The 23,225-nt window shown below is 67.2% G+C and carries 19 protein-coding genes and 2 tRNA genes; 13 read left to right on the top strand and 8 right to left on the bottom strand.

Annotated features, from left to right (window positions below; all coding sequences use genetic code 11):
- Positions 1-117 precede the first annotated feature (117 nt).
- Positions 118-2,199, top strand: a complete 2,082-nt coding sequence (locus QY917_RS10425; protein WP_123676226.1) for a bifunctional 2',3'-cyclic-nucleotide 2'-phosphodiesterase/3'-nucleotidase — start codon at positions 118-120, stop codon at positions 2,197-2,199.
- Between the two features lie 134 nt (positions 2,200-2,333).
- Here QY917_RS10425 and QY917_RS10420 read toward each other — a convergent pair whose 3' ends face one another.
- Genes QY917_RS10420 through radC form a run of 3 tightly spaced genes read right to left on the bottom strand, consistent with a single transcriptional unit; the run spans position 2,334 to position 4,926 of the window.
- The gene (locus QY917_RS10420) at positions 2,334-3,002 is read right to left on the bottom strand and encodes a Smr/MutS family protein (protein ID WP_041838884.1); all 669 of its coding nucleotides are present in this window, start codon (positions 3,000-3,002) and stop codon (positions 2,334-2,336) included.
- Positions 2,999-4,213, bottom strand: a complete 1,215-nt coding sequence (locus tag QY917_RS10415) for an esterase-like activity of phytase family protein (protein WP_123676227.1) — start codon at positions 4,211-4,213, stop codon at positions 2,999-3,001. The genes QY917_RS10420 and QY917_RS10415 overlap by 4 nt, the downstream gene beginning before the upstream one ends.
- Entirely contained in the window at positions 4,210-4,926 is a 717-nt protein-coding gene (radC, locus tag QY917_RS10410; protein ID WP_015914096.1) for a DNA repair protein RadC, read from the bottom strand. The genes QY917_RS10415 and radC overlap by 4 nt, the downstream gene beginning before the upstream one ends.
- Positions 4,927-5,008: 82 nt before the next feature.
- On the opposite strand from radC, the gene QY917_RS10405 reads away from it, so the two are divergent.
- The 3 genes from QY917_RS10405 (at position 5,009) to QY917_RS10395 (ending at position 8,067) form a co-directional block, all read left to right on the top strand.
- Positions 5,009-5,485, top strand: coding sequence for a peptidylprolyl isomerase (locus QY917_RS10405; protein WP_123676228.1), 477 nt, complete (start codon positions 5,009-5,011; stop codon positions 5,483-5,485).
- Between the two features lie 13 nt (positions 5,486-5,498).
- Positions 5,499-6,494, top strand: a complete 996-nt coding sequence (ispH, locus tag QY917_RS10400) for a 4-hydroxy-3-methylbut-2-enyl diphosphate reductase (protein ID WP_123676229.1) — start codon at positions 5,499-5,501, stop codon at positions 6,492-6,494.
- Between the two features lie 250 nt (positions 6,495-6,744).
- Positions 6,745-8,067, top strand: coding sequence for a hemolysin family protein (locus QY917_RS10395; RefSeq protein WP_123676230.1), 1,323 nt, complete (start codon positions 6,745-6,747; stop codon positions 8,065-8,067).
- Positions 8,068-8,070: 3 nt separating this feature from the next.
- On the opposite strand, the gene QY917_RS10390 is transcribed toward QY917_RS10395, so the two are convergent.
- Positions 8,071-8,751 (bottom strand): HPP family protein, encoded by a 681-nt coding sequence (locus QY917_RS10390; RefSeq protein ID WP_123676231.1) that lies wholly within the window; start codon positions 8,749-8,751, stop codon positions 8,071-8,073.
- Positions 8,752-8,883: 132 nt separating this feature from the next.
- Between QY917_RS10390 and serS the strand changes: the two genes are divergently transcribed.
- The 4 genes from serS (at position 8,884) to QY917_RS10370 (ending at position 11,990) form a co-directional block, all read left to right on the top strand.
- On the top strand, positions 8,884-10,212 hold the full coding sequence (gene serS, locus QY917_RS10385) for a serine--tRNA ligase (protein ID WP_123676232.1): 1,329 nt from the start codon (positions 8,884-8,886) through the stop codon (positions 10,210-10,212).
- A 34-nt stretch (positions 10,213-10,246) separates the two neighbouring features.
- Positions 10,247-10,328: transfer RNA gene (locus QY917_RS10380), tRNA-Ser, on the top strand.
- Between the two features lie 487 nt (positions 10,329-10,815).
- Entirely contained in the window at positions 10,816-11,631 is an 816-nt protein-coding gene (locus QY917_RS10375) for an IPTL-CTERM sorting domain-containing protein (RefSeq protein WP_287806054.1), read from the top strand.
- Between the two features lie 269 nt (positions 11,632-11,900).
- Positions 11,901-11,990: transfer RNA gene (locus QY917_RS10370), tRNA-Ser, on the top strand.
- 159 nt (positions 11,991-12,149) lie between these two features.
- On the opposite strand, the gene QY917_RS10365 is transcribed toward QY917_RS10370, so the two are convergent.
- Together QY917_RS10365 and QY917_RS10360 are read right to left on the bottom strand one after the other, a co-directional pair.
- On the bottom strand, positions 12,150-13,454 hold the full coding sequence (locus QY917_RS10365) for a tryptophan--tRNA ligase (RefSeq protein ID WP_123676234.1): 1,305 nt from the start codon (positions 13,452-13,454) through the stop codon (positions 12,150-12,152).
- 24 nt (positions 13,455-13,478) lie between these two features.
- Positions 13,479-14,147, bottom strand: a complete 669-nt coding sequence (locus QY917_RS10360) for a site-2 protease family protein (protein WP_123676280.1) — start codon at positions 14,145-14,147, stop codon at positions 13,479-13,481.
- Between the two features lie 290 nt (positions 14,148-14,437).
- Here QY917_RS10360 and QY917_RS10355 point away from each other — a divergent pair, with 290 nt between their 5' ends.
- The 4 genes from QY917_RS10355 to QY917_RS10340 are packed head-to-tail and all read left to right on the top strand — an operon-like array spanning position 14,438 to position 19,609.
- The gene (locus QY917_RS10355) at positions 14,438-15,310 is read left to right on the top strand and encodes a c-type cytochrome (RefSeq protein WP_123676235.1); all 873 of its coding nucleotides are present in this window, start codon (positions 14,438-14,440) and stop codon (positions 15,308-15,310) included.
- Between the two features lie 30 nt (positions 15,311-15,340).
- The gene (locus tag QY917_RS10350) at positions 15,341-16,714 is read left to right on the top strand and encodes a cbb3-type cytochrome c oxidase subunit I (protein ID WP_088888459.1); all 1,374 of its coding nucleotides are present in this window, start codon (positions 15,341-15,343) and stop codon (positions 16,712-16,714) included.
- A 19-nt stretch (positions 16,715-16,733) separates the two neighbouring features.
- The gene (locus QY917_RS10345) at positions 16,734-17,537 is read left to right on the top strand and encodes a CbbQ/NirQ/NorQ/GpvN family protein (RefSeq protein ID WP_011806537.1); all 804 of its coding nucleotides are present in this window, start codon (positions 16,734-16,736) and stop codon (positions 17,535-17,537) included.
- Positions 17,538-17,539: 2 nt separating this feature from the next.
- Positions 17,540-19,609 (top strand): nitric oxide reductase activation protein NorD, encoded by a 2,070-nt coding sequence (locus QY917_RS10340; RefSeq protein WP_123676236.1) that lies wholly within the window; start codon positions 17,540-17,542, stop codon positions 19,607-19,609.
- 124 nt (positions 19,610-19,733) lie between these two features.
- Here the strand turns inward: QY917_RS10340 and QY917_RS10335 are convergent, their stop codons facing one another.
- On the bottom strand, positions 19,734-20,369 hold the full coding sequence (locus QY917_RS10335) for an L-threonylcarbamoyladenylate synthase (protein WP_123676237.1): 636 nt from the start codon (positions 20,367-20,369) through the stop codon (positions 19,734-19,736).
- 15 nt (positions 20,370-20,384) lie between these two features.
- Entirely contained in the window at positions 20,385-21,263 is an 879-nt protein-coding gene (locus QY917_RS10330; RefSeq protein ID WP_123676238.1) for a 3',5'-nucleoside bisphosphate phosphatase, read from the bottom strand.
- Positions 21,264-21,466: 203 nt separating this feature from the next.
- Here QY917_RS10330 and QY917_RS10325 point away from each other — a divergent pair, with 203 nt between their 5' ends.
- Entirely contained in the window at positions 21,467-23,221 is a 1,755-nt protein-coding gene (locus QY917_RS10325; protein WP_123676239.1) for a methyl-accepting chemotaxis protein, read from the top strand.
- Positions 23,222-23,225 lie beyond the last annotated feature (4 nt).

Raw genomic sequence — 23,225 nt, 5'->3', positions numbered from 1 at the left:
TATTGGCGCTTGTGGCAAGCGCGGTGAAGACGGATGCGACATGTGGACCCGCGGCGTCACATGCCTGTCAAACCCGCCCTACAGACTCTGGCGTTTTATCCACCACCAGGGTCTTCCATGCAGGACACTTTCTTGCGCGGCCAGCCATTTGCCGTGCGCCTTGCCTTTGTTTTCCCCCGTCGCCATGCGCTGGGCGCGCTGGCCTGTGCCGCGCTGCTGGCCGCCTGCGGCGGCAACGACGACGATGGCGACAGCTCCGCCGCCACGCCCGCCACGGCCACGCTGGCCGTGCTGGAAACCACCGATCTGCACTTCAACGTGCGCAGCTTCGACTACTTCAAGCTGGCTGAGGACAAGACCTACGGCTTCGAGCGCACGGCCACGCTGGTGCGCGCCGCGCGCAAGGAGTTCGCCAACACCCTGCTGGTGGACAACGGCGACACCATCCAGGGCACGGCTCTGGCCGACTACGAGGCCACGGTCAGCCCCATCCCGTGCACGCAGCAGCTGTCCATGTACAAGGCCATGGGCGCTTTAGGCTTTGACGCGGGCACGCTGGGCAACCATGAGTTCAACTACGGCCTGCCGTTCCTGAACCAGGTGCTGGGCGGCGGCCTGGAGGTGGACGGCGTGGACGCCACCAAGAAATGTGCGGGCAACGGCTATCCCGCCGTGCTGGCCAACGTGTACAGCAGCAAGACCAAGAAGCCCCTGGTGCAGCCCTACACGGTGCTGGAGCGCACGCTGGTGGCCAAGTCCAGCGACGGCAAGGACGTCCAGCTGCCCATCAAGATCGGTGTGATCGGTTTCACCACGCCGGGCATCATGAACTGGGACAAGCGCTTCCTGGAGGGCAAGGTCTACACCGAAGGCGCCGTCGAGGCCGCGCAAAAGTACGTGCCCGAGCTGCGTGCCAAGGGTGCCCAGCTGGTCGTCGCGCTGCTGCACGGCGGCCTGGACGCCAGCAGCTATTCGCCCACCATGGAGAACCCGGGCCTGCACCTGTCCAAGGTGCCGGGCATCGACGCCATGGTCATGGGCCACCAGCACAGCGTGTTCCCGGACCTGTCGGCCAAGCCCGCCTTCACGCAGGCTGGCGTGGACAACAAGGCCGGCACCATCAATGGCGTGCCTGCTGTGATGGCCAGCTCCTGGGGCAAGTCGCTGGGCGTGATCCAGCTTGCGCTGAAGTGGGACGGCAAGGCCTGGAGCGTGGACAAGGCCGCCAGCAAGAGCGAGCTGCGCAACATCCAGACCAAGGACGCCGCAGGCGCCAACGTATTCGTGGCCGCCGACCCCGCCGTGGCACCGCTGATCGAGAGCCAGCACCAGGCCGCCATCAACTACGTGAAGACGCCGATCGGCAACACCGACTTCCGCATGAGCACGCTGTTTGCCGACGTGGGCGACCCCGGCGCGATCCAGATCGTGAACCAGGCGCAGCAGGCCTACGTGGCGGCCTACATCCAGGCCAACCTGCCGCAGTACGCGCAGTTGCCCGTGCTGTCGGTGAGCGCGCCGTTCAAGTCGGGCTTCCAGGGCGGCAAGGACTTCACCGACGTCGCGGCCGGCCCGCTGGCCATCTACAACGCGGCCGACCTGTACCTGTACCCCAACACCGTGTACGCGGTGAAGGTGAACGGCGCCGACATCAAGGACTGGCTGGAGGCCGCCGCCAAGCGCTTCAACCAGATCGACCCCGCCAAGGCCGGCGAGCAGGCGCTCATCAGCACCTTCCCCGGCTACAACTTCGACATGTTCACCACCGCGGACGTGCAGTACGAGATCGACGTGACGCAGCCCGTGGGCAGCCGCATCAAGGGCCTGACCTACAAGGGCCAGCCCATCGACCCGGCGCAGGAGTTCGTGATCGCCACCAACAACTACCGCGCCACCAGCGGCAAGAGCTTCATCCCGAAGCTGGACGGTTCGGCCACCATCTGGGCCTCGCCGGATGCCAACCGCGATGTGGTCATCGAGTACGTGCGCAAGAACCCGCAGGTCACGCGCGTGGCCAACGGAGCGGCCAAGAGCTGGCGCTTCACCCAGGTGACGACCGCGGGCGACGTGGTGTTCAGCTCCGGCGCGGACGCGCTGCCCGTGGCCCAGGCCGCGGGGCTGGCCGGTGTGTCGCTGCTCGCGGCCGATGACGGCTCGGGCAAGGGCATGGCCAAGTACAAGATCGACCTGTCCAAGTAAGCGCTGCGCGTCCCCCCGCACGGGGGCTGGCCCACGGTGGTGCACGCCCCCGTGGGCCTTTTGCTTCTAAAACAATAGCTGCTGGCGCTTGATGGATAAGCGCTGAAGGCTGTTTTGGCTTGAAGTGCTGGTCGTCAGCCGCCCGGCCTGCGCCGCCCGGGCTGCAGCAGCACCACCAGCGCGCCCGCGCCGCCGTCCAGCGGCCGCGCCTGCACGAAGGCCAGTACCTCTTTCTTTTGCACCAGCCAGCGCTGCACCCGGCCCTTGAGCACCGGTGTGCGGCCCGGCGACCCCAACCCCTTGCCATGCACCACGCGCACGCAGCGCAGGCCCGTGCGGTGCGCCAGGCGGATGAACTCGCCCAGCGCCTCGCGCGCCTCGTCGGTGCGCAGGCCGTGCAGGTCCAACTGGCGCTGGATGCTCCAATGCCCTCCGCGCAGCTTGCGCGTCACGTCCAGCCCGATGCCCGGGCGGCGAAAGCTGAGCTGGTCGTCCACGTCCAGCAGCGTGGTCACGTCGAACTCGTCGCTCAGCGACTCGCGCAGCACGCGCTCTTCGTCCAGCGCGCGCTGCACGGGCAGCGGCTCGGGCGGCTCGGGCGTGGACCAGCGCCGCTCGTGTCCCCGCTTGAGCGGCTGCACGGGGCCCACTGCGTCGGCGAACAGGTGGCGCTCGGCGCGGGCGCGCCGCTCGGCCTCGCGGCGCAGGCGCTCGCGCTCGGCCCGCTGCTGCGCGGCCTCCTGCAGCGCACGACGCAGGGGCTTGAGGTCGGCGAAGGAACGGGCGGTGAGGGCGGCGTTCATGGGCTGGCGTTGGTTGTACCGCATCGTCCATGCCCGCCCTGGGGGTCCAGGTATTCGGCGGCAATGAACTGCGTGACCTGCGCGGGGTTGAAGTTGTCATCGCTCACGAAGACCAGCACGCAGCTGCCCGCCGTGCTGCCGCCTGCGCCACCGCCGGGCAGGGACGGGCCCCAGGTCATGCCCTCCAAGTTGTCCACATCCAGGCCCAGGGCGGCGAAGTCGGCCACCAGAGTCTTGGGTGGGCTGTGGTGGTTGGAGGGGGTGAGCGCATCCAGCGCCAGCGTGTCGCTGCCCGCGCGCGTGTCGATGCGGTACAGCCGCGCGGCAAAGCCGGCGCCGGCGCTGTAGGAGCGCTCCAGCACCAGCAGGTGGTGCGCACCGTCGGCCAGGATCTCGCTCACCCCGTTCATCTGCGGCCCCCAGGGCAGGCGGCGGGCCTGCGGCACGGCGTCGGGCGGGTAGGCGATCTGGCGCAGCGCTTGGCCGCTGACCAGGTCGATGGCTGTGATGCGCACCGGTGCACCGCCCGATGCGGGCGTGGCCGGGGGGCCGTCCTGGCGCCAGGGCAGTTCCATGGACAGCCACGCGGTGCGGCCATCGGGCGCCAGGGCGAGGCCCTCCAGCGTGCCGTTGCTGCGCGGTCCGCTGCTGGCCTGGGGCGCGAAGCGGGCGGGCAGGGCGACATCGCGCACGGCCGCGCCGTCGGCGCGGCTTACGCGCAGTTGCGGGCCGAAGCCGCGGCTGAAGTCGCCCTCGCTGGTCCACACGAACTGCGCGCCGCCGGGCAGCCAGCGCACGGCCTCTGCGTCGGGCACGTCCATGCCGGGGTGCGCCCTCAGCCACGGCGCGTAGGGCCGGCCGCCGGCATGCAGCAGCGTATGCACGCCGGTGAATTCGGGCGGGGCGAGGGCGGTGGCGTCGTAGCGCAGCCGGGCGGTGTAGATGCGCGCCGGGTCATGGGTGGAGCGGTCATCGCTGATGAGCAGGTAGGTGTCTTGCGCGGCGTTGTAGTCGATGCCGGAGAGGCCGCCCACCGTGGTGCCGCCATAGCGGGTGAGCGGCGGCACGGTGGCGGTGCCGATGAGCCGCAGCAGCGGGGCCTGGGCCGGTGGCTGCGGGGGCGGCAGGCGCGTGGCCAGCGGGACGCAGCCCGCCATGGCCAGCAGCAGCGCCTGGGCCAGTACGCGCCGCGAGCGCCCCGGTGCGCTCACACCAGCCCTTGCTCGGCCATGGACAGGGCAGCGCCTGGCGCCACGATCACATGGTCGAGCACGCGCACGTCCACCAGCGCCAGCGCGGCCTTCAAGGTCTGGGTCAGCGCCTCGTCGGCGCGGCTGGGCTGCACACTGCCGCTGGGGTGGTTGTGCGCCAGCACCACGGCGGCGGCATGGTGGTGCAGGGCGCGCAGCACCACTTCACGGGGGTAGACCGAGGTCTGCGTGAGCGTGCCCCGGAACAGCTCTTCCATGGCGATCAGGCGGTTGCCGCTGTCCAGGAACAGCACGGCGAACACCTCGTGCGTGCGCCCCGCCAGGTGCAGCTGCAGGTAGTGCTGGACGGCCTGCGGCGAGTCGAACACCTCGCGCTCGCGCAGCTGCTGGGCCATGGCGCGGCGGGCGAGTTCCAGCACGGCCATCAGCTCGGCGCGCTTGGCGGGGCCCAGGCCCTTGATGCGCTGCAGGTCCTGGCTGCTGGCGTGCAGCAGCCCGGCAATGCCGCCAAAGCCGCCGCCGGCGCTGCGGCCCGTGGCGGGGTCGCGCACGGGATCATCCAGCAGCTCCTGGGCCAGCTGCAGCACGCCCTTGCCCGCCAGGCCCGTGCGCAGCAGGATGGCCAGCAGCTCGGCGTCGGACAGCGCGGCGGGGCCGCGTGCGAGCAGCTTTTCGCGGGGCTGGGCATCCAGCGGCAGGTCTTTGAGGGGCATGGCGCGGTGGGCGCCGCCCCGGCATACGGCCGTGGGGGCTTGCCCGGTTTTCTACAATGCCGGCAGTTTATCGAGAGCTTTCATGACCGCAGACGCCTTCGCATCCTCGTCCACCGTGCCCACTGTGCAACAGGGCTCGTTCCTCACGCTGCACTACCGCCTGGCCGGCCCGGCGGGTGACGTCATCAATACCTTCGAGGACAAGCCCGCCACGCTGTCGGTCGGCACGGGCGAGCTCTCGCCCGCGCTGGAGCAGCGCCTGATCGACCTGCCCGAGGGCGCGCGCGCCACGTTCGAGCTGGCCGCGGGCGAGGCTTTCGGCGAGCGCAACCCCGACATGCAGCAGTGGGTGGCCAAGAAGCTGCTGAACGAGCTGGGCGACCCCCACGAGGAATACACCGTGGGCGACGTGGTGCAGTTCCCCACGCCCGACGGCACGGGCCAGTACGCCGGCGTGGTGCTGGAGGTGCGCGAAGACGGCGCCGTGCGCTTTGACTTCAACCACCCGCTGGCGGGCGTGCCCGTCACTTTCGAAGTGCTGCTCATCGGCGTGCTCTGAACGGGACGCCGCCATGCAAAAACCCCAGGAAATCATTCTGGCCGAGCCGCGCGGCTTTTGCGCGGGGGTGGACCGGGCCATCGAGATCGTCGAGCGCGCCATTGCCAAGTTCGGCGCGCCCATCTACGTGCGCCACGAGATCGTGCACAACACCTATGTGGTGAACGACCTGAAGGCCAAGGGCGCGATCTTCATCGAGGACCTGGACGAGGTGCCGCCCGGCGCCACGCTAATCTTCTCGGCCCACGGCGTGAGCCGCGCTGTTCAGGATGAGGCGCGCGCGCGCGGTTTCACCATCTTCGACGCCACCTGTCCGCTGGTGACCAAGGTGCATGTCGAGGTGGCCAAGCTGGCCAAGGAAGGCTATGAGTTCATCATGATCGGCCACAAGGGGCACCCCGAGGTCGAGGGCACCATGGGCCAGTTGGACCATGGCATCCACCTGGTGGAAGACGTGGCCGACGTGGCCCGCGTGCAGCCCGCGCAGACCGAGAAGCTGGCCGTGGTCACGCAGACCACGCTCAGCGTGGACGACGCGGCCGAGATCACCGCCGCCGTGCGCGCGCGCTTTCCCTCCATCCGCGAGCCCAAGCAGCAGGACATCTGCTACGCCACGCAGAACCGCCAGGACGCGGTGAAGCTGCTCAGCCCGCAGGTGGACCTGGTGGTCGTGGTGGGAAGCCCCACCAGCTCCAACAGCAATCGCCTGCGCGAGCTGGCAGCGCGCCTGGGCACGCCGGCCTACATGATCGACAGCGTGGACGAGCTGCGCCACGAGTGGTTTGACGGCATCTCCCGCGTGGGCCTCACGGCCGGTGCGTCGGCACCCGAGGTGCTGGTGCAGGCCGTGATCACGCGCATCAAGGAGCTGGGTGCGGTGGCCGTGCGCAAGCTGGACGGCATCGAGGAAACCGTGAAATTCCCGCTGCCCAAGGGCCTGAAGCTGGACACCGCCACGGGCCTGGAGATCACCGAGCGCCCGCCCGAAACCGGCCCGGGCGGACACTGAGCGCGCTTATTCGCGCGCAGGAGCCCAGGCGTGACGGGGCTGCACGAACCCTGTCTGCGACAGCTTTGCTTCATTATTGATAGCTGTTCGCGCTTGATGGATAAGCGCTAAGGGCATATTTGGCATCTATGTGGCAATGCCTGCGCGTGGGTGGGGCATGTGGCACCGGATGGCCAATCCCCCGCAGAATGTGGGCCTCTTTACAATTTCCGCTTCTTCACACCGTGGGGGCACGCTGGGCCCCCTGCATATGGAAATAGCAATACTGTTCGCCCTCATCCTGCTCAATGGCGTGTTCGCCATGTCCGAGCTGGCTCTGGTCTCCGCGCGCAAGACGCGCCTGCAGAAGCTGATCGATGAGGGCGATAGCGGGGCGATCGCCGCGGCCAAGCTGGGTGAGAACCCCACGCGCTTTCTCTCCACCATCCAGATCGGCATCACTTCGATCGGCGTGCTCAACGGCATTGTGGGCGAGTCGGCCCTGGCCAAGCCGCTGGGCGAGTGGCTGCTGGGCCTGGGGGTGGAGCCGCAACTGGCCGGCTACCTGGCCACGGGCCTGGTGGTGGTGCTGATCACCTACTTCTCGATCGTCGTGGGCGAGCTGGTGCCCAAGCGGCTGGGCCAGAGCTACCCCGAGACGCTGGCGCGCGTCGTGGCGCGCCCCATCAACTGGCTGGCGCTCGCCACCAAGCCCTTCGTGCGCCTGCTGTCGATCTCCACCGAGGGGCTGCTGCGCGCCCTGGGGGTGAAGGAGTATTCCGCCAGTGCCGTGACCGAGGACGAAATCCACGCCGTGCTGGCCGAGGGCACGAGTGCCGGCGTGATCGAGTCGCACGAGCACCAGATGGTGCGCAACGTGTTCCGCCTGGACGACCGGCAGATCGGCTCGCTGATGGTGCCGCGCGCGGACGTGGTGTTCCTGGATGTGGAGGAGCCTTTCGAGGAGAACCTGCGGCGCATCGAGGAGTCCGACCATGCGCGCTTTCCGGTGGTGCGCGGCGGCATGGAGAACATCCTGGGCGTGCTCAACGCGCGCCAGTGGCTGTCGCGCACGGTGCGCGATGCCCAGGCGCGCGACCTGACGACCCAGCCGCTGCAGACGGCGCTGTACGTGCCCGAGACCATCAATGCCATGGAACTGCTGGACAACTTCCGGCAGTCCGACGTGCAGATGGCCTTCGTCATCGACGAATACGGCGAGGTGCAGGGCATTGTGACCGTGCAGGACATCATCGAGGCCATCACGGGCGAGTTCCAGCCGCGCGACCCCGAAACCTCCTGGGCCATGGAGCGCGACGACGGCAGTTGGCTGCTGGACGGCCATATCCCCGTGCCCGAGCTCAAGGACCGGCTGCAGTTGGCCACCGTGCCCGAAGAGGACCGCGGCCGTTACCACACGCTCAGCGGCATGGTCATGCTGCTCACCGGCAAGCTGCCCAAGGTCACCGACACGGTGCAGTGGGAACGCTGGCGCTTCGAGGTGGTGGACATGGACGGCAAGACCATCGACAAGGTGCTGGCCTCCCGCCTGCCCGATGAGGAGGCCAGCGCCGATCCCGCGAGCGGCGACTGAGGCTCAACTCCACAGGTCCAGCGGCGGGTCCGCCGCCACCGCGCGCAGGATGTCGGTGCGCGAGATGAAACCCGCGAGCAACCCGCGCTCATCCGTCACCGGCAGGCCGGGCAGGCCGGTGTCCAGCAGCACGCCCGCCACGCGGCGCAGTTCCGTGTCCGCAGCCACCGTGGGCACGGGACTCACCATCACTTCGGAGACCGGCCGGCGCGCGAGCTCAATGGCCTGCTTGACCGCGCCGGGCTCGGGCAGCAGGTCCAGGGGCGCCATGTCGGCGCGCAGCAGCAGGCCCACCACTTGGCCCTGATCATTCACCACGGGGGCCTGTGCGATTTCGTGCTCGGCCAGCGTCTGCCATGCATCGTTCACGCGCTGATCGGGGGCCACCGTGAGCGCGCCCGTGGTCATCACGTCGCCCACGCGCGACAACGGCTGACGCGGTTGGACGGGCCCCTGCTCGGTCTGCACATAGGCCGATACGGCCTCCAGCAGGCGCAGGGGCTTGGGCGTCGCCGTCTGCGCCGTGGCGGGAGGGGCTGCGGTCGCAACAGGTGCCGCGTCGCTGTCCAGGGCGCGCGTGCGCAGGGCCTGGGGGCGGTGCACGCGCCGCACCGGCGCCACCTGCGCCAGCTTGTCCGGTCCACCCCGGTAGATTTGCCCCGAAGGGCCGAACACGAAAAACATGGCTTTGCCTCCTGACCCCTGGCCAATGCACCCGCATTGATGGTGCATTGCCATGTTATCGGCGCGAAACGCCGCGGCTTTCGCCCCAGTACGCTCTTAGCATGCCGGGCTGCGCCACTAAAATCGCCGCCTATGCTAGACATCCTCCTCCTTCGCAAAGACCTCGCATCGGCCGTCGCACGGCTGGAAACCCGCAAGAAGCCCCAGGCCTTCCTGAATGTGGAGGCGTTCCAGGCCCTGGAGTCCGAGCGCAAGACCATCCAGATGCGCACCGAGGAGTTGCAGTCGCAGCGCAACCAGCTGTCCAAGCAGATCGGCATGCTCATGGGCAAGGGTGAGAAGGACGCCGCCGAGGCTGCGAAAGCCCAGGTGGCCGCGATCAAGGCGGAACTGGACGGCTCTGCCACCCGGTTGGATCAGATCCAGGGCGAACTGCAGACGATTCTGGCCGCCGTCCCGAATCTGCCGCACGAGAGCGTGCCCGTGGGCTCGGACGAGAGCGCCAACGTGGAGGTGCGCCGCTGGAGCCCCAATGGCCCACAGCCGCGCAGCCTGGGCTTTCCCCCCAAGGACCATGTGGACCTGGGCGAGCCGCTGGGCCTGGACTTCGACATGGGCGTGAAGCTCTCGGGATCGCGCTTCACGGTGATGAAGGGGGGCATCGCGCGCCTGCACCGGGCCCTCAGCGCATTCATGCTGGACGTGCAGACCCAGGAGCACGGCTACACCGAGTGCTACGTGCCCTACGTCGTCAATGCGGACTCGCTCAAGGGCACGGGCCAATTGCCCAAGTTCGAGGGCGACCTCTTCGCGGCCCAGAAGGGCGGTCAGGATGCCGAGCCCGTACCCGACAACGCGCAGCTGTACCTCATCCCCACGAGCGAGGTGCCCCTGACCAACTTCGTGCGCGACGAAGTCTTGGCCGAGGCCCAGCTGCCGCTCAAGCTCACGGCCCATACGCCCTGCTTTCGGTCGGAAGCCGGCAGCTACGGCCGGGACACGCGCGGCATGATCCGCCAGCACCAGTTCGACAAGGTTGAGATGGTGCAGATCGTGCATCCCGACAAGAGCTACGAGGCGCTGGAGGAAATGACCCGCCATGCTGAGGCTGTGCTGCAGAAGCTGGGCCTGCCCTACCGCGTGATGAGCCTGTGTACGGGCGACATGGGCTTTGGCGCCGCCAAGACCTACGACCTGGAAGTGTGGCTGCCCGCCCAGAACACCTACCGTGAGATCAGTTCGGTGAGCAACTGCGAAGCCTTCCAGGCCCGCCGCCTGCAGGCGCGCTTCAAGAACGCGCAGGGCAAGAACGAGCTGGTGCACACCCTCAACGGGTCTGGCCTGGCCGTGGGCCGCACGCTGGTGGCGGTGCTGGAGAACTACCAGAACGAGGACGGCAGCGTGACCATTCCCGAGGTGCTGCGCCCCTACATGGGCGGTCAAGCCACGCTATCGGTCTGAAATTTCCTGATTGAATCGCGGGGCTCGACACACAGGAGAGGTGGCAGAGTCGAATGTCCCTGACTCGAAATCAGGCGTAGTGGCAACACCACCGTGGGTTCGGATCCCACCCTCCACTGCGAGTATTCATATCAGACGGGCCCGAGTGGCCCGTTTTGCATTTCTACATTCCGCTTTATCTATCGCAGCGGCGAGCGAGTCGCGGTGCGGCTAGCAGTTGGATTGGTATTTTTCATTTCCAGCTTGCCGCGTACACACGCTGCATGACGGCAATGTGAGAGTGTTTGAGGCATTGGGCGGTATCGCTACATTGGCTCCGAGCCAAGCGATAGCGTCCTCAACCGAGCGGCAACGTCCCATCCACCGTTGGCCGGACGAGTGAGGGGTAGCGCGAGGGGGAGAGGTGCCGGACGGGCCGCTATGCGGTGCCTGACATCAGACTGCGGAGGTGGGGATGACTACCGTTCCGCCATACGAATTGGCTCGGCTGCATCAGGGGCCTTGCCAATTTCAAGTGCGCGTTTTCTGTTTCTACTTGTCACGGACGGACAGGAGACGATATGCTCGCTTCCTATATCTCAGTCTATCGAGGTCGGCACGGTCATGAGTTTGTTCAATTTTCATTTCCATCGGTTCCTGGCTGCATGCGTGCTGGCGGGCAGCGTCGCTTTAGCCCAAGCAGCAACGATTTACACGACAACTAACAATGGTACGAGCTTGGGTACGGTGGACTCATTGACTGGCGTTGGTACTGTTGTGGGGCCTTTCGGTCAATCGAATTGCTATTCGTTGGCATTCGACACCAACGGCACGATGTATGTGACTTGCGGGGGCAATCTATACACAGGCAACAAGACCACGGGAGCGCTCACGTTGGTTGGCGCTACCGCCGGTATCAATTACGGGATGGAGTTCGACGCTTCGGGACAGCTTTGGGGCATCAACGGCAATAACCTCTACAAGATCGACAAGACAAACGGTGCTACTACGTTGGTAGGGTCCACGGGGGCGGCCAGCAACGTCATGGATATCTCGTTTGGTGTTGGAGGTACCTTGTATGTGGTGGATGGAGCTGCTCGCCTGTTCACGGTCAATACCACCACCGGTGCTGCCACTTTGGTAGGTACTATGGGCAGCAACATCATGGCGCTCATGGCAGATACTAGTGGCGCGATGTACGCGATTTCGTACGTTACACCCGGCGTCCTCTATCGGGTGAACACGGGCACCGCAGCCTTGACGCCCATTGGGGGCAATACTGGTCTCAGTCTGCCCCACGGAGGGTCGTTTGGTGCATTCTTCGGTGCTGCCTCAACCGCTCCTGCGAGCATTCCGACCCTATCTGAGTGGGCGCTGATCGGACTGTCCTCGCTTGTGGCTATGTTCGGGATTGCGAGGATGCGGCGACGTCAAGCCTGATCAAGCTAGCCACCTCCGGGTGGCTTTCTCATATGCGCTTCTCGCGCAGGCAAGTATCAATCATCCTACCCACAAGCCTACCCATCGCTCCCGGGTTCAGAGGCTTTGGTCTGGCTTAGCCGTGGGCCGCACCCTGGTGGCGGTGCTGGAGAATTACCAGAACGAGGACGGCAGCGTGACCATTCCCGAGGTGCTGCGCCCCTATATGGGCGGCCAAGCCACGCTGGCAGTCTGAAATTTCCTGCTAGAATGGCGGGCTTCGACACACAGGAGAGGTGGCAGAGTGGTCGAATGTACCTGACTCGAAATCAGGCGTAGTGGCAACACTACCGTGGGTTCGAATCCCACCCTCTCCGCCAAACTAAAAAGCCTTGCAAGCCAGTCGCTTGCAAGGCTTTTTTCTTGGTGCGTCCCTTCTGGGGCCAGCTCTTGTAACCAAATTTCGAGCGATTCTGCCCCCTGGGCCTTGCTGAGCTGGCGCCAGTAGCTATGTAAATAATAGCGACGGGCGCTGGAATTCATTCCTGCGCAGCTGCCAGAGCCAGCAGCGCTGCCTCCACCTCTGATGCTGGCACGCCGTCCACCGGCGTCAACAGGGGGGCCAGGGCCTGCAGTGCGCCGGCTTCCTTTTGCAGCCGAGCGATGGACTGGCCGGCGTCGCGCGGGGCGTCGAAACCCGTGCTTTGCAGCAGCAGGCGGCCGTCGGCAGCCACCAGCTTGAAGTAGAACTTGCCGTCGGCCTCGCGGTATTGCTTGAACGCGGGCAGGGCGGCCTTGCTGGTCTTCTGCGTGGCGGGTGCGGGGTGTGTGACGGCGCTCAGGCTGCGCAAGCCTACGGCGGCGCGCAGGCGCTGCAGGAAGGGGGCGGCGATGGCGCGGGCGCGCTTGGCGCCGATTTGCAGGGCGGCCTCCACCTTCTCGGGATGGGCCATCAGGTCGTCATAGCGCGCGCGCATGGGCGCGATTTCGCGGTCGATCCGCTCGAACAGCATCTGCTTGGCGTCGCCCCAGGCGATGCCGTCCGCATAGGCGCGCCGCATGGCGGCGGTTTCTTCGGGCGTGGCGAAGGCCTGGTAGATCTGGAACAGGGCCGAGCCCTCCACCTGCTTGGGCTCGCCAGGGGCGCGCGAATCGGTGACGATGGAGCCGATGAGCTTCCTCAGCTGCTCGCGCGTCGAGAACAGCGGAATGGTGTTGTCGTAACTCTTGCTCATCTTGCGCCCGTCCAGGCCCAGCAGCAGTGCCACATTGTCCTCGACGGCCGCCTCGGGCAGCGTGAAGTGCTCGCCGTAGAGGTGGTTGAAGCTGGCCGCCATGTCGCGGGCCATCTCGATGTGCTGGATCTGGTCGCGGCCCACGGGCACCTTGTGGGCGTTGAACATCAGGATGTCGGCCGCCATCAGCACGGGGTACATGAACAGCCCTGCGCTCACGCCGTCGTCCAGGTCGCGGCCGGCTTCCTGGTTCTTGTCCTGTGCGGCCTTGTAGGCGTGGGCGCGGTTGAGCAACCCCTTGCCGGTCACGCAGGTCAGCAACCAGTGCAGCTCAGGAATTTCAGGGATATCGGACTGACGGTAGAAGGTGACCTGCTGCGGGTCCAGTCCGGCGGCGAGCCAGCTGGCGGCGATCTCCAGCGTGGAGCGGTGCACGCGCTCGGGCTCCTGGCACTTGATGAGGGCGTGGTAATCGGCCAGGAAGTAGAAGCTCTCCACGCCTGCGTTACGGCTGGCTGCCACGGAGGGGCGGATGGAGCCCACGAAGTTGCCCAGGTGCGGCGTGCCCGAGGGGGTGATGCCGGTGAGGAAGCGGATGGTCTTTGGCATGAGGGGAGTCAGAGAAGGAGCCGGTCAGCGCAGCAGCGCGACCAGTGGCGACAGCAAGAGGTTGATGGCGCTGTAGCCCAACGCCATCAGCGGACGCAGCCACAGCGCGCCCACGATGCCCGCCACCACCAGTGCGAGCACGATGAAGAAGCCGTAGGGCTCGATGCGCGAGAGCAAATGGGCTTGCTTCCACGGCAGCAGGCCGACGAGGATGCGCCCGCCGTCGAGCGGCGGCAGCGGAAACAGGTTGAACGCCCACATCACGAGGTTGACGGCAATGCCGGCGCGCGCCATCTCCAGAAAGAAACGCTCCTGAGTACCGGTGGCGACCAGCGTGACCAGCAGCAGCGCCCAGCCGATGGCCTGGATGAAGTTGGATGCCGGGCCCGCCAGCGCCACCCAGATCATGTCGCGCTTGGGATGGCGCAGTTGGCTGAAATTCACCGGAACGGGCTTGGCATAGCCGAACAGGAACGCCCCCGACGTGGCGAAATACAGCAGCAGCGGCATGAGCACTGTGCCCACCGGGTCGATGTGTTTGAGGGGGTTGAGCGTGATGCGGCCCATCATCAGCGCGGTGTTGTCGCCAAAGTGCCGGGCGGCATAGCCATGCGCGGCTTCGTGCACGGTGATGGCAAACAGCACCGGCAGGGCGTAGATGAGGACGGTCTGGATAAGGTCGGTCATGGGCACCCGCCGATTGTCGCGCATGCGCGCCGCGGGTTCCTGTCTTACAGCGCACGGGCAGTTGTCCGACAGCCGCATGCTGGACAGGCCGTCACCATGCACGGCAGTGGCGCGCGCTCCCACGGCGCGCCGGCCCAAACAACAAGCTAGAGGAGGCCACCCCATGCATGCCTGGTATCTGCCTGTGAAGGTGTTTGCGCTCGTCGTGGTGCTGCTGATGGTCGTGGCCATGGTCTACGCCGGCACCATGGCCGTCATGTACTGGTCTGGCATCGGCGTGTGAAAGGGAGAACCCCATGAACAAGCGCCAGACGCGTCTTTTCGCCATCGTCGCCACGGGCATCTCGGCGGCGGTGTTCCTCCTCCTCACTTTTGACAGCCACCGCAAGTTCGATGCGCTGACCAATGCCGAGTCCATTACTCCGGCGGTCGTGCACGGCAAGGATGTCTGGCACAAGAACAACTGCATCAACTGCCACACCATCTTTGGCGAAGGCGCCTACTACGCGCCCGATCTGACCAAGATCACCAAGCTGCGCGGCGAGACTTATCTGAAGGCTTACCTGAAGGATCCTTCCAAGTTCTACGACGAGCAGCGCCACCGTCGCCTGATGCCCAAGCAAGACCTGAGCGACGAGGACATTGCCGGACTCATCGCTTTCTTCGACTGGGTCAGCAACGTGGACAACCAGGGATGGCCGCCGCGGCCCATCCTCGTGACGGGCTCCACACTGCCGGGGGCTGACCGCAGCGCCGCGCAGCAGGCGGACGACGCAAAGATCGAACGGGGCGGCATCGCTGCGCCCCCCGGTGCGCGCCCGCTGTCGGGCAACGAAGACCCGATTGCCCTGGGCGAGCGGGTATTCCGCACGGCCACGCCCGCCTGCACCGCCTGCCACTCCACCGCGCCTGGCGTGAATATGGCTGGGCCGTCCCTCGCAGGTGTGAAGGGCCGCACCGAGGCACTGCTGGGCTCGGCCGACTACAAGGGTCAGGCCAAGGATGTGGCGGCCTACTTGCATGAGTCCATCGTTTCGCCCAGCGCGCACCTGGTGCCCGGGCCCATGTACTCGGCTGATGGGACCTCTTTCATGCCCACGACCTACGCCAAGGACCTCACGGCCGAGCAGATCGACCAGCTCGTGGCCTACCTGATGTCCATGAAGTAAGCACGCCCGCAGCCATCGCCGGAGTCCGCCATGAGATACAAGTCCCAATCCGTCGCCTACTGGTATTTCGCCGTGGCCGTGGCCCTGTTCGGGCTGCAGCTGGTGTTCGGCCTGTTGTCGGCCACCAAGTACCTGGGGCCGGATCCGCTGCTGTACATCCTGCCGTTCGACGTGACCAAGATGATCCACACCAACATCCTGATCGTCTGGGTGTTGTGCGGCTTCATGGGGGCCACGTACTGGATGGTGCCCGACGAGTCGCGCACCGAACTGCACAGCACACGGCTGGCCTACATCCAGCTCGTGCTGTGGACGGTGATGGGCGTGGCCACGGTGGTGGGCTACCTGTTCCGCTGGGGCACGGGCAACAAGCTGCTGGAGCAGCCGCTGCCCTCCAAGATCGTGATCGTGATCGTGATGCTCATGTTCCTCTACAACGTCGGCATGACGATCCGCAAGTCCGGCCGTTTCACGACACCGGAGGGTGTGCTGCTGGGCGGCCTGGGCCTGGCGGCGGTGCTGTACCTGCCGGCGTTGCTGGAGTTTCACAACTACACCGTGGCTATCTTCTACCGGTGGTGGACCATCCACCTGTGGGTGGAGGGCGTGTGGGAGATGATCCAGGGCGGCTTCCTCGCGTACCTGCTGATCCGCCTGTCGGGCGCAGACCGTGAGGTGATGGAAAAGTGGCTCTATGTCATCGTGGGGCTGGTGTTCATTGCCGGCATCCTGGGTACGGCGCACCACTATTACTGGGTGGGCGTGCCGCAGTACTGGCTGCCCATCGGAGGCTTCTTCAGCGCACTGGAGCCCGTGGCCCTGGTGGGCATGGCCATGTATGCCTACTTCGCCATGCGCCGCTCGGGCATGGCCCACCCCAACAAGCTGGCGCTGCACTGGACGGTGGGAAGCGCCGTGTTCACGCTGTTCGGTGCCGGCCTGCTGGGCCTGGCCCACACTTTTCCCAGCGTGAACAAGTGGACGCACGGCACCCTCATTACCGCCATGCACGGGCACGCGGCGTTCTACGGAGCCTACGCGATGATCGTGATGGCCATGATCAGCTATGCGCAGCCGGCCCTCACACGCAGGCCCGAGGAAGGCACCGCCATGGGCTACCTGTCGTTCTGGATGCAGCTGGCGGGCATGTTCGGCATGACGCTGTCGTTCGCCACCGCGGGCATTGGGCAGGTGTACCTGGAGCGCATCATGGGCATGGGCTACCTGGATGCGCAACTCAAGATCCAGGTGCACTTTGTCATGCTGGTCATCACCGCGTCCATCTTCGCGATTGGCGTTGCGTTGTTCATCATCGATTTCTTCCGCCACCCGCTGCGGCTGGAGGTCAGCGCCAGCGATCCGGTGGACCGTCCCCTCGATACGCACCGTGCTGCAGCGATTTGATCTACAGGGCGGGGCGGGGATGGCCCGCCCGGCAACGTCCCCTGCGCCGGAGCCTCCCTATTACCTGCCCAGCGGCGACGAGATCGAGGTCTTCGCGCAGTGCCACGCGCAGGGCCTGGCCGTCATGCTCAAGGGACCCACAGGTTGCGGCAAGACGCGCTTCGTAGAACACATGGCCTGGCGCCTGAAGCGCCCGCTCATCACCATCGCCTGCCATGACGACCTGAGCGCCAGCGACCTGATCGGCCGCTTCCTCATCCAGGGCAGCGGCACCGTGTGGCACGACGGGCCGCTGACCCGTGCCGTGCGCGAGGGCGCGCTGTGCTACCTGGACGAAGTGGTGGAGGCGCGGCAGGACACGGTGGTCGTATTGCACCCGCTCACCGACCACCGGCGCATCCTGCCCATCGACAAGACGGGCGAGGTGGTCGAGGCCGCGCCCGGCTTCGGGCTCATCGTGTCGTACAACCCCGGCTACCAGCGCATGCTCAAGGACCTGAAACCCAGCACGCGCCAGCGCTTCGTGGCACTGGACTTCGGCTTTCCCGCGCCTGAGGTAGAGGCGCGCATCGTCGCGCAGGAAAGCGGCATTGCCGAGCCCGAGGCGCGCGCGCTGGTGCAGCTTGCCACGCGGCTGCGCGCACTGCAGGACCGTGGCCTGGCCGAGGTGCCCAGTACGCGGCTGCTGGTGGCGGCTGCGCAGCTGGCGGTGCGCGGCGTGGACCTGCGCCGCGCCTGCCTGCACGCCATCGTGGCGCCGCTGTCGGACGAGGCATCGCTGGTGGGCGCCATGCGCGACCTTGTCGACGCCACCTTTGTCTGACCATGGCCGAGGCCGAGGACGTCATCACCGACGCGGCGCGACATGCCACGATCTATGCCCAGGCGCTGTGGCGCCGCCACCGCCCCCCGCCGGCCGGCCCACCCCGGCTGCATCTGGCCGATGTGGCGCCGCGCCTGGACCTGTTGGTAAGCGCCGCGCTGGGCATCCGCCTGCAGCTGCGCGCGGCGCAACCGCCTGCTCCGCCTACCTTCCTCTCGCGCTGGATGCAGCGTGCAGAGGCCCCCAGCCAGCGCGACGCCGTGCCCGCCACCGACGGCGCCAACCTGTGGCTGCCCCCCGCGCTGACGGATATACCCGGCGCGCAAGCGTGGAAGAACGGGGCGCTCACCGCCGACGAGCGCTACCGCACGCTCGCGCTGATGCACGGTATGCGCGCAGTGCGGGGGGCGCCAGCATGCGCTGCCCAGGCGGTGGACGGTTTCGAGCGGGCGTTGTTTGCACTGCTTGAAGCCCATGCCGCCGACCACGCGCTGGCCCTGCGCCTGCCGGGCATGGCCGCGCCACTGGCGCGCCTGCGGCAGGCCATGCTGGCAGCGCGCCCGGCCGTGGCGGCGCTGCCGCCGCACCTGCAATCGCTGGAGTCGCTGGCGCACGCCCTGCTGGCCGGCCCACCCGCGGGCGCCGGGCCTCCCGGCCTGATGCCATCGCTGCCGGCCCAGGCGCCACAGGTGCTGGCGCATGCACGTGCCCTCGCTTCGCGCCTGCGTCCGGCCGCGGCCCCCGCGCGCCAGCAGCGCTGGTGCATGGTCGACGCGTGGCTGGGCGAGCTGCGCACGCCGGCTACCCCCGCGCCTGCGCACGCCACGGCGGACGGCGCAGAGGATGCCTCTGGCACGACCCATGCTGCCCGTCTGGCGCGCCGTCCGCAGGTGCGCCAGGCGCTTCCCGATGAGGACGACGCGAACGGTCCCGGTGCATGGATGGTGCAGACCGCCCAGCCGCACGAGCAGGCCGCGGACCCCATGGGCATGCAGCGCCCGAGCGACCGCGACGCCAGCACGGCGGCGGAGGAGTTCGCCGATGCGCTGTCCGAACTGCCCGAGGCGCGCCTCGTGGCCACGCTCGGCCGTCCGAAGGAGGTGCTGCTGTCCGATGACCCGCCGGAGCATCTGGCGCGCCAGGCGCGGGCGGGCGGCGGTGCGGGCGCCGGGCCGGGCGTCGACGTTCTGTACTACCCCGAGTGGGACGGCGCCAGCGGCAGCTACTGCCGCCCCGGCGCCGCCGTATGGGTGCACGACGCAGCCCCGGGCGCGCCCGATTGGCTGGAAGCCACGCTGCATGAGCGCCGGGCCATGCTGCACGCCGTGCGCAGGCGGTTCGAGCTATTGCGCAGCCGCCGCGTGGCCGTGCGCCGCCAGCTCGACGGCGACGAGATCGACCTGGAGGCTTGCATCGAGGCGCGCGCAGACTTTGCCGCGGGCCTGCCGCTGCCCCAGCGCCTGTACCGCAGCGAGCGCCGCCTGCACCGCGACCTGGCGGTGCTGGTGCTCATGGATGTGAGCGGCTCCACCGACGGCTGGGTGGCGCCGGGCCGGCGGGTGGTTGACGTAGCGCGTGAGGCACTGCTGTTGGTGAGCATGGCGCTGGACGGCATGGGCGCGCCGTTTGCGGTGCAGGCGTTCTCCGGTGAGGGGCCGCAGGGGGTGGTGGTGCGCAACGTCAAGCGTTTTGACCAGCCCTACGGGCGAGACGCTGCGCTGCGCATCGCCGGTCTGGAGCCCGAGCACTACACGCGCGCCGGCGCCGCGCTGCGCCATGCCACCAGCACGCTGATGCGCCAGCCGGCCGCGCACCGCCTGCTGTTGCTGCTGTCCGATGGGAAGCCCAACGACATCGACGCCTATGAAGGCCGCTATGGACTGGAGGACATGCGCCAGGCCGTGACCGAGGCGCGGCTGCAAGGCATTGCGCCGTTTTGCCTGACCATCGATCGCCAGGCGGCCCGCTATCTGCCCACGGTGTTCGGTGCCCATCACTACGCGCTGCTGCCCCGGCCCGAGGAACTGCCGCAGGTGCTGCTGCAATGGCTGCGCCGGCTGGTGGTGGTGTGACTAATTGCTACTGTTTTAGTAGCTATTAGCGCTTGCTGGATGGGCGCTAGAGGCCTTAAACGTTCTGATTCTTCCGTCGGCGCATTTCGCCGCTGTGGCACGCACCAAGCCCGGGCGCGTGCCCTTAAAGCCCCAGCTTGGCCAGGCCGCCGCCACCTTCGCGCACCACGATGGGGTCGCCGCCGGTATTCATGGGCGTGAGGTCCAGTACCGTGGTGGGCTCCAGCGGGCAGCCGCCCGCGTCGAGGATGCCATCGAGCTGCTTTTCAAAGCGCTCGCGGATCTCCTGCGGGTCGTTCAGCGGCTCGCTTTCGCCCGCTGGGATCAGTGTGGTGGCCAGCAGCGGCGCGCCGTGCAGTTCCAGCAGCATCTGCAGGCCCTTGCGGTCGGGCACGCGCAGGCCGATGGTCTTGCGCTGCGGATGGCTCACGCGGCGCGGCACTTCCTTGGTGGCGTCCAGGATGAAGGTGTAAGGCCCGGGCGTGGCCAACTTCAGCAGGCGATATTGGCGGTTGTCCACATGCGCGTAATTGGCCAGCTCCGACAGGTCGCGGCACAGCAGCGTGAGGTGGTGCTTGTCGTTGATCTGCCGAATACGACGAATCCGGTCTACGGCGTCCTTGTCGTCCAGGCGGCAGACCAGCGCGTAGCTGGAGTCGGTGGGCACGGCCAGGATGCCGCCGCTCGACAGCAGCGTGGCGGCCTGCTTGAGCAGGCGCGGCTGCGGGTTGTCGGCGTAGATCTCGAAATATTGGGCCATGGAGGGGCGCGGCGGTCAGCCGGCAGTGGTGCGGGGGGCGCGCAGGATGCGATCGGACAACAGCTCCCACACGGGGGTGAGCTGGCCTGGCAAATCCGGCAGGGCGCCCAGGTCGGTGTGTGATTCGTTCGGGCTGTGGAAGTCGCTGCCGCGCGAGGCGGCCATGCCGAACTCCTGCGCCATGGCGGCGTACACGGGATATTCGGATGGCGTATGGCTGCCGGTCACCACTTCCACGCCCTGGCCGCCGTGCTGCTTGAACTCGGAAAACAAGGCGTATTCCTCATTCGCCGTGAATCGGTAGCGTGCAGGATGGGCGATCACGGCCATGCCGCCGGCCTCGCGGATCCAGCGCACCGCATTGCCCAGCGTGGCCCAGCGGTGGGGTACGTAGCCGGGGTTGCCCTCGGTGAGAAAGCGCCGGAACACTTCGGAGGTGTCGTGGCACACGCCAGTCTCCACGAGGAAGCGGGCAAAGTGCGTACGCGAGACCAGTTCGGGGTTGCCCGCGTAGCGCAACGCCCCTTCGAATGCGCCGCTGATACCCACGTGCGCGAGTTGCTGCGCCATCTCCTGTGCCCGTTCGCTGCGCCCGCCGCGCGTGGCCGCGAGGCCCTGGGCGAGTTGTGCATTGTCCGGGTCGAACCCCAGTCCCACGATATGCACCGTGGTGTCGGCGAAGGTGACCGAGATCTCTGTGCCCGTGAGGTAGTCCATGCCCAGCGCGTGCGCGGCGGCGGCGGCGCGGTGCTGGCCGCCGATCTCGTCATGATCCGTCAGCGCCCACAGCGCTACACCGTTGGCATGCGCACGGGCTGCCAGCGCTTCGGGGGTGAGGGTGCCGTCAGACACCACGGAGTGGCAGTGAAGGTCGGCGTTGAGGAGGATGGACACGATTTCATTTTAGGGGGAGCCCGCAGGGCATGTTGTCGTGGTGGTTACAACCGGGTGACAAAGGCGTTGCGACGCGTTGGCAACCGATGGTTTGTAATCAAATGTGTGTAAATGAGACAATATGAGGGTTTACCCCTGCTGCCGACCATCGCAGCATGGCCCTCAACAGCCCACGGCGCCTGGCGCCCTTGATTGCGTAGACCATGAACTTCAACCACTTGCCCGTTGCCCGCAAACTCTGGGGTCTCATCCTGGGGCTGCTGGTTTCCATGCTGCTCCTATTGGCAGGCCTGATGACCTACACCGCCCAGCTCGATGATGAGGCCGCGCGCATCGTGCAGGCCAATCAAGACCGCATGAGCCTGGCCCTGCGCTGGAAAGGGCTGACCATGCTGGCCGTGGACCAGTCCGTGAGCGCGCTGGCCTCGGCCGACGAGACCCTGGCGTCGGGCCTGCAGAAAAAAGCCAAGCAGGGGATTGAGGCCATCAACGTGGTGCAAAAGCAGGTCGAGGCGGCGGCTGTCACTGCTGAAGGCAAGGCGCAACTGGAGCGCATTGCAGCCGCCCGCAAGGTGGTGTTGGATGCGCTGGCGGAGGCCACCAAGGCCCGGGCCGAAGGCGACTTTGCCCGCACGCTGACCCTGGTGGACAGCAAACTGCTGCCCGCCGTGGAGCGCTACGTGGGCGAACAGGACGCCTATGTCCAACTGCAAGAACGTCAGCGTGACGCCGCCAAGCAAGAGGCCCAGGCCTTGCGCGAGCGCGCCATGTGGATGGGCGCGGGCATCGCCGCGGTGGTGGTGGTCTTGGGCCTGGTGTTGGCGAATCTGCTCGTGGGCTCCATCACGCATCCCCTGGAGCGGGCCGTGGGGCTGGCTGACGCGATTGCCGGTGGCGACTTGACGCAAGACGTGCACGATGACCGTCGTGACGAACTGGGCCACCTGCTGCGCTCGCTGTCGGCCATGGGAGCACGTCTGCGCGGCGTGGTGGGCGAAGTGCGCTCGGGCGTGGAATCGGTCTCGGCGGCGTCCAGCCAGATCGCCACGGGCAACCACGACCTGTCTGCGCGAACCGAGCAGACCGCGGCCAACCTCGAAGAGACGGCCGCCAGCATGGAAGAGCTCACCGCCACCGTCACCCAGTCGGCCGACACCGCGCGCCAGGCCAACCAACTCGCCGCCAACGCCGCGCAGGCCGCAGAGCGTGGCGGCGAAGTGGTGGGCCAGGTGGTCACCAGCATGCAGCAGATCACCGAATCCAGCCGCAAGATCGCCGACATCATCGGCGTGATCGATGGCATTGCCTTCCAGACCAACATCCTAGCGCTGAACGCCGCCGTGGAAGCCGCACGCGCGGGCGAGCAGGGCCGCGGCTTTGCCGTGGTGGCGGGTGAAGTGCGCAGCCTGGCGCAGCGCAGCGCCGAGGCCGCCAAGGAGATCAAGCAGCTCATCACCACCAGCGTGGACAACGTGCAATCGGGCTCGGCCCAGGTGGAGCAGGCCGGCCAGAGCATGCAGGACATCGTGCACAGCGTGCGCCGCGTGAGCGACCTGATCGGCGAGATCACCGCTTCGTCCACCGAGCAGCGCGACGGCATCGGCCAGGTGAACCAGGCCGTGGCGAACCTGGACCAAATGACGCAACAAAATGCCGCGCTGGTGGAAGAGTCCAGCGCCGCCGCCGCCGCCATGCATGAACAGGCGCAGCGCCTGGCGCAGGTAGTGGCCGTGTTCAACGTGGGCAATGGCGCCGTCGCGGCGCCCCGCAGCCCGGCCCGCGTGGCGCCGCCAGCGGTAGCGCCCGCCCCGGTCAAGACACCGGCCGCAACGCCGGCGCGCGCGACGCTGGCCAAGCCCACACCGACAAAGGCTGCCGCCAAGGTGTCCGCCCCCCAGATCGCGCCGGCCAAGACGCCTGCGGCATCGGATGCGGATGGCGAATGGGAGAGCTTCTAAGCTC

This window comes from Diaphorobacter sp. C33, assembly GCF_030503915.1.
In the GTDB taxonomy this organism is placed as follows: Bacteria; Pseudomonadota; Gammaproteobacteria; order Burkholderiales; family Burkholderiaceae_C; genus Diaphorobacter; species Diaphorobacter nitroreducens.
This window is presented reverse-complemented; position numbering and strand designations above follow the sequence as displayed.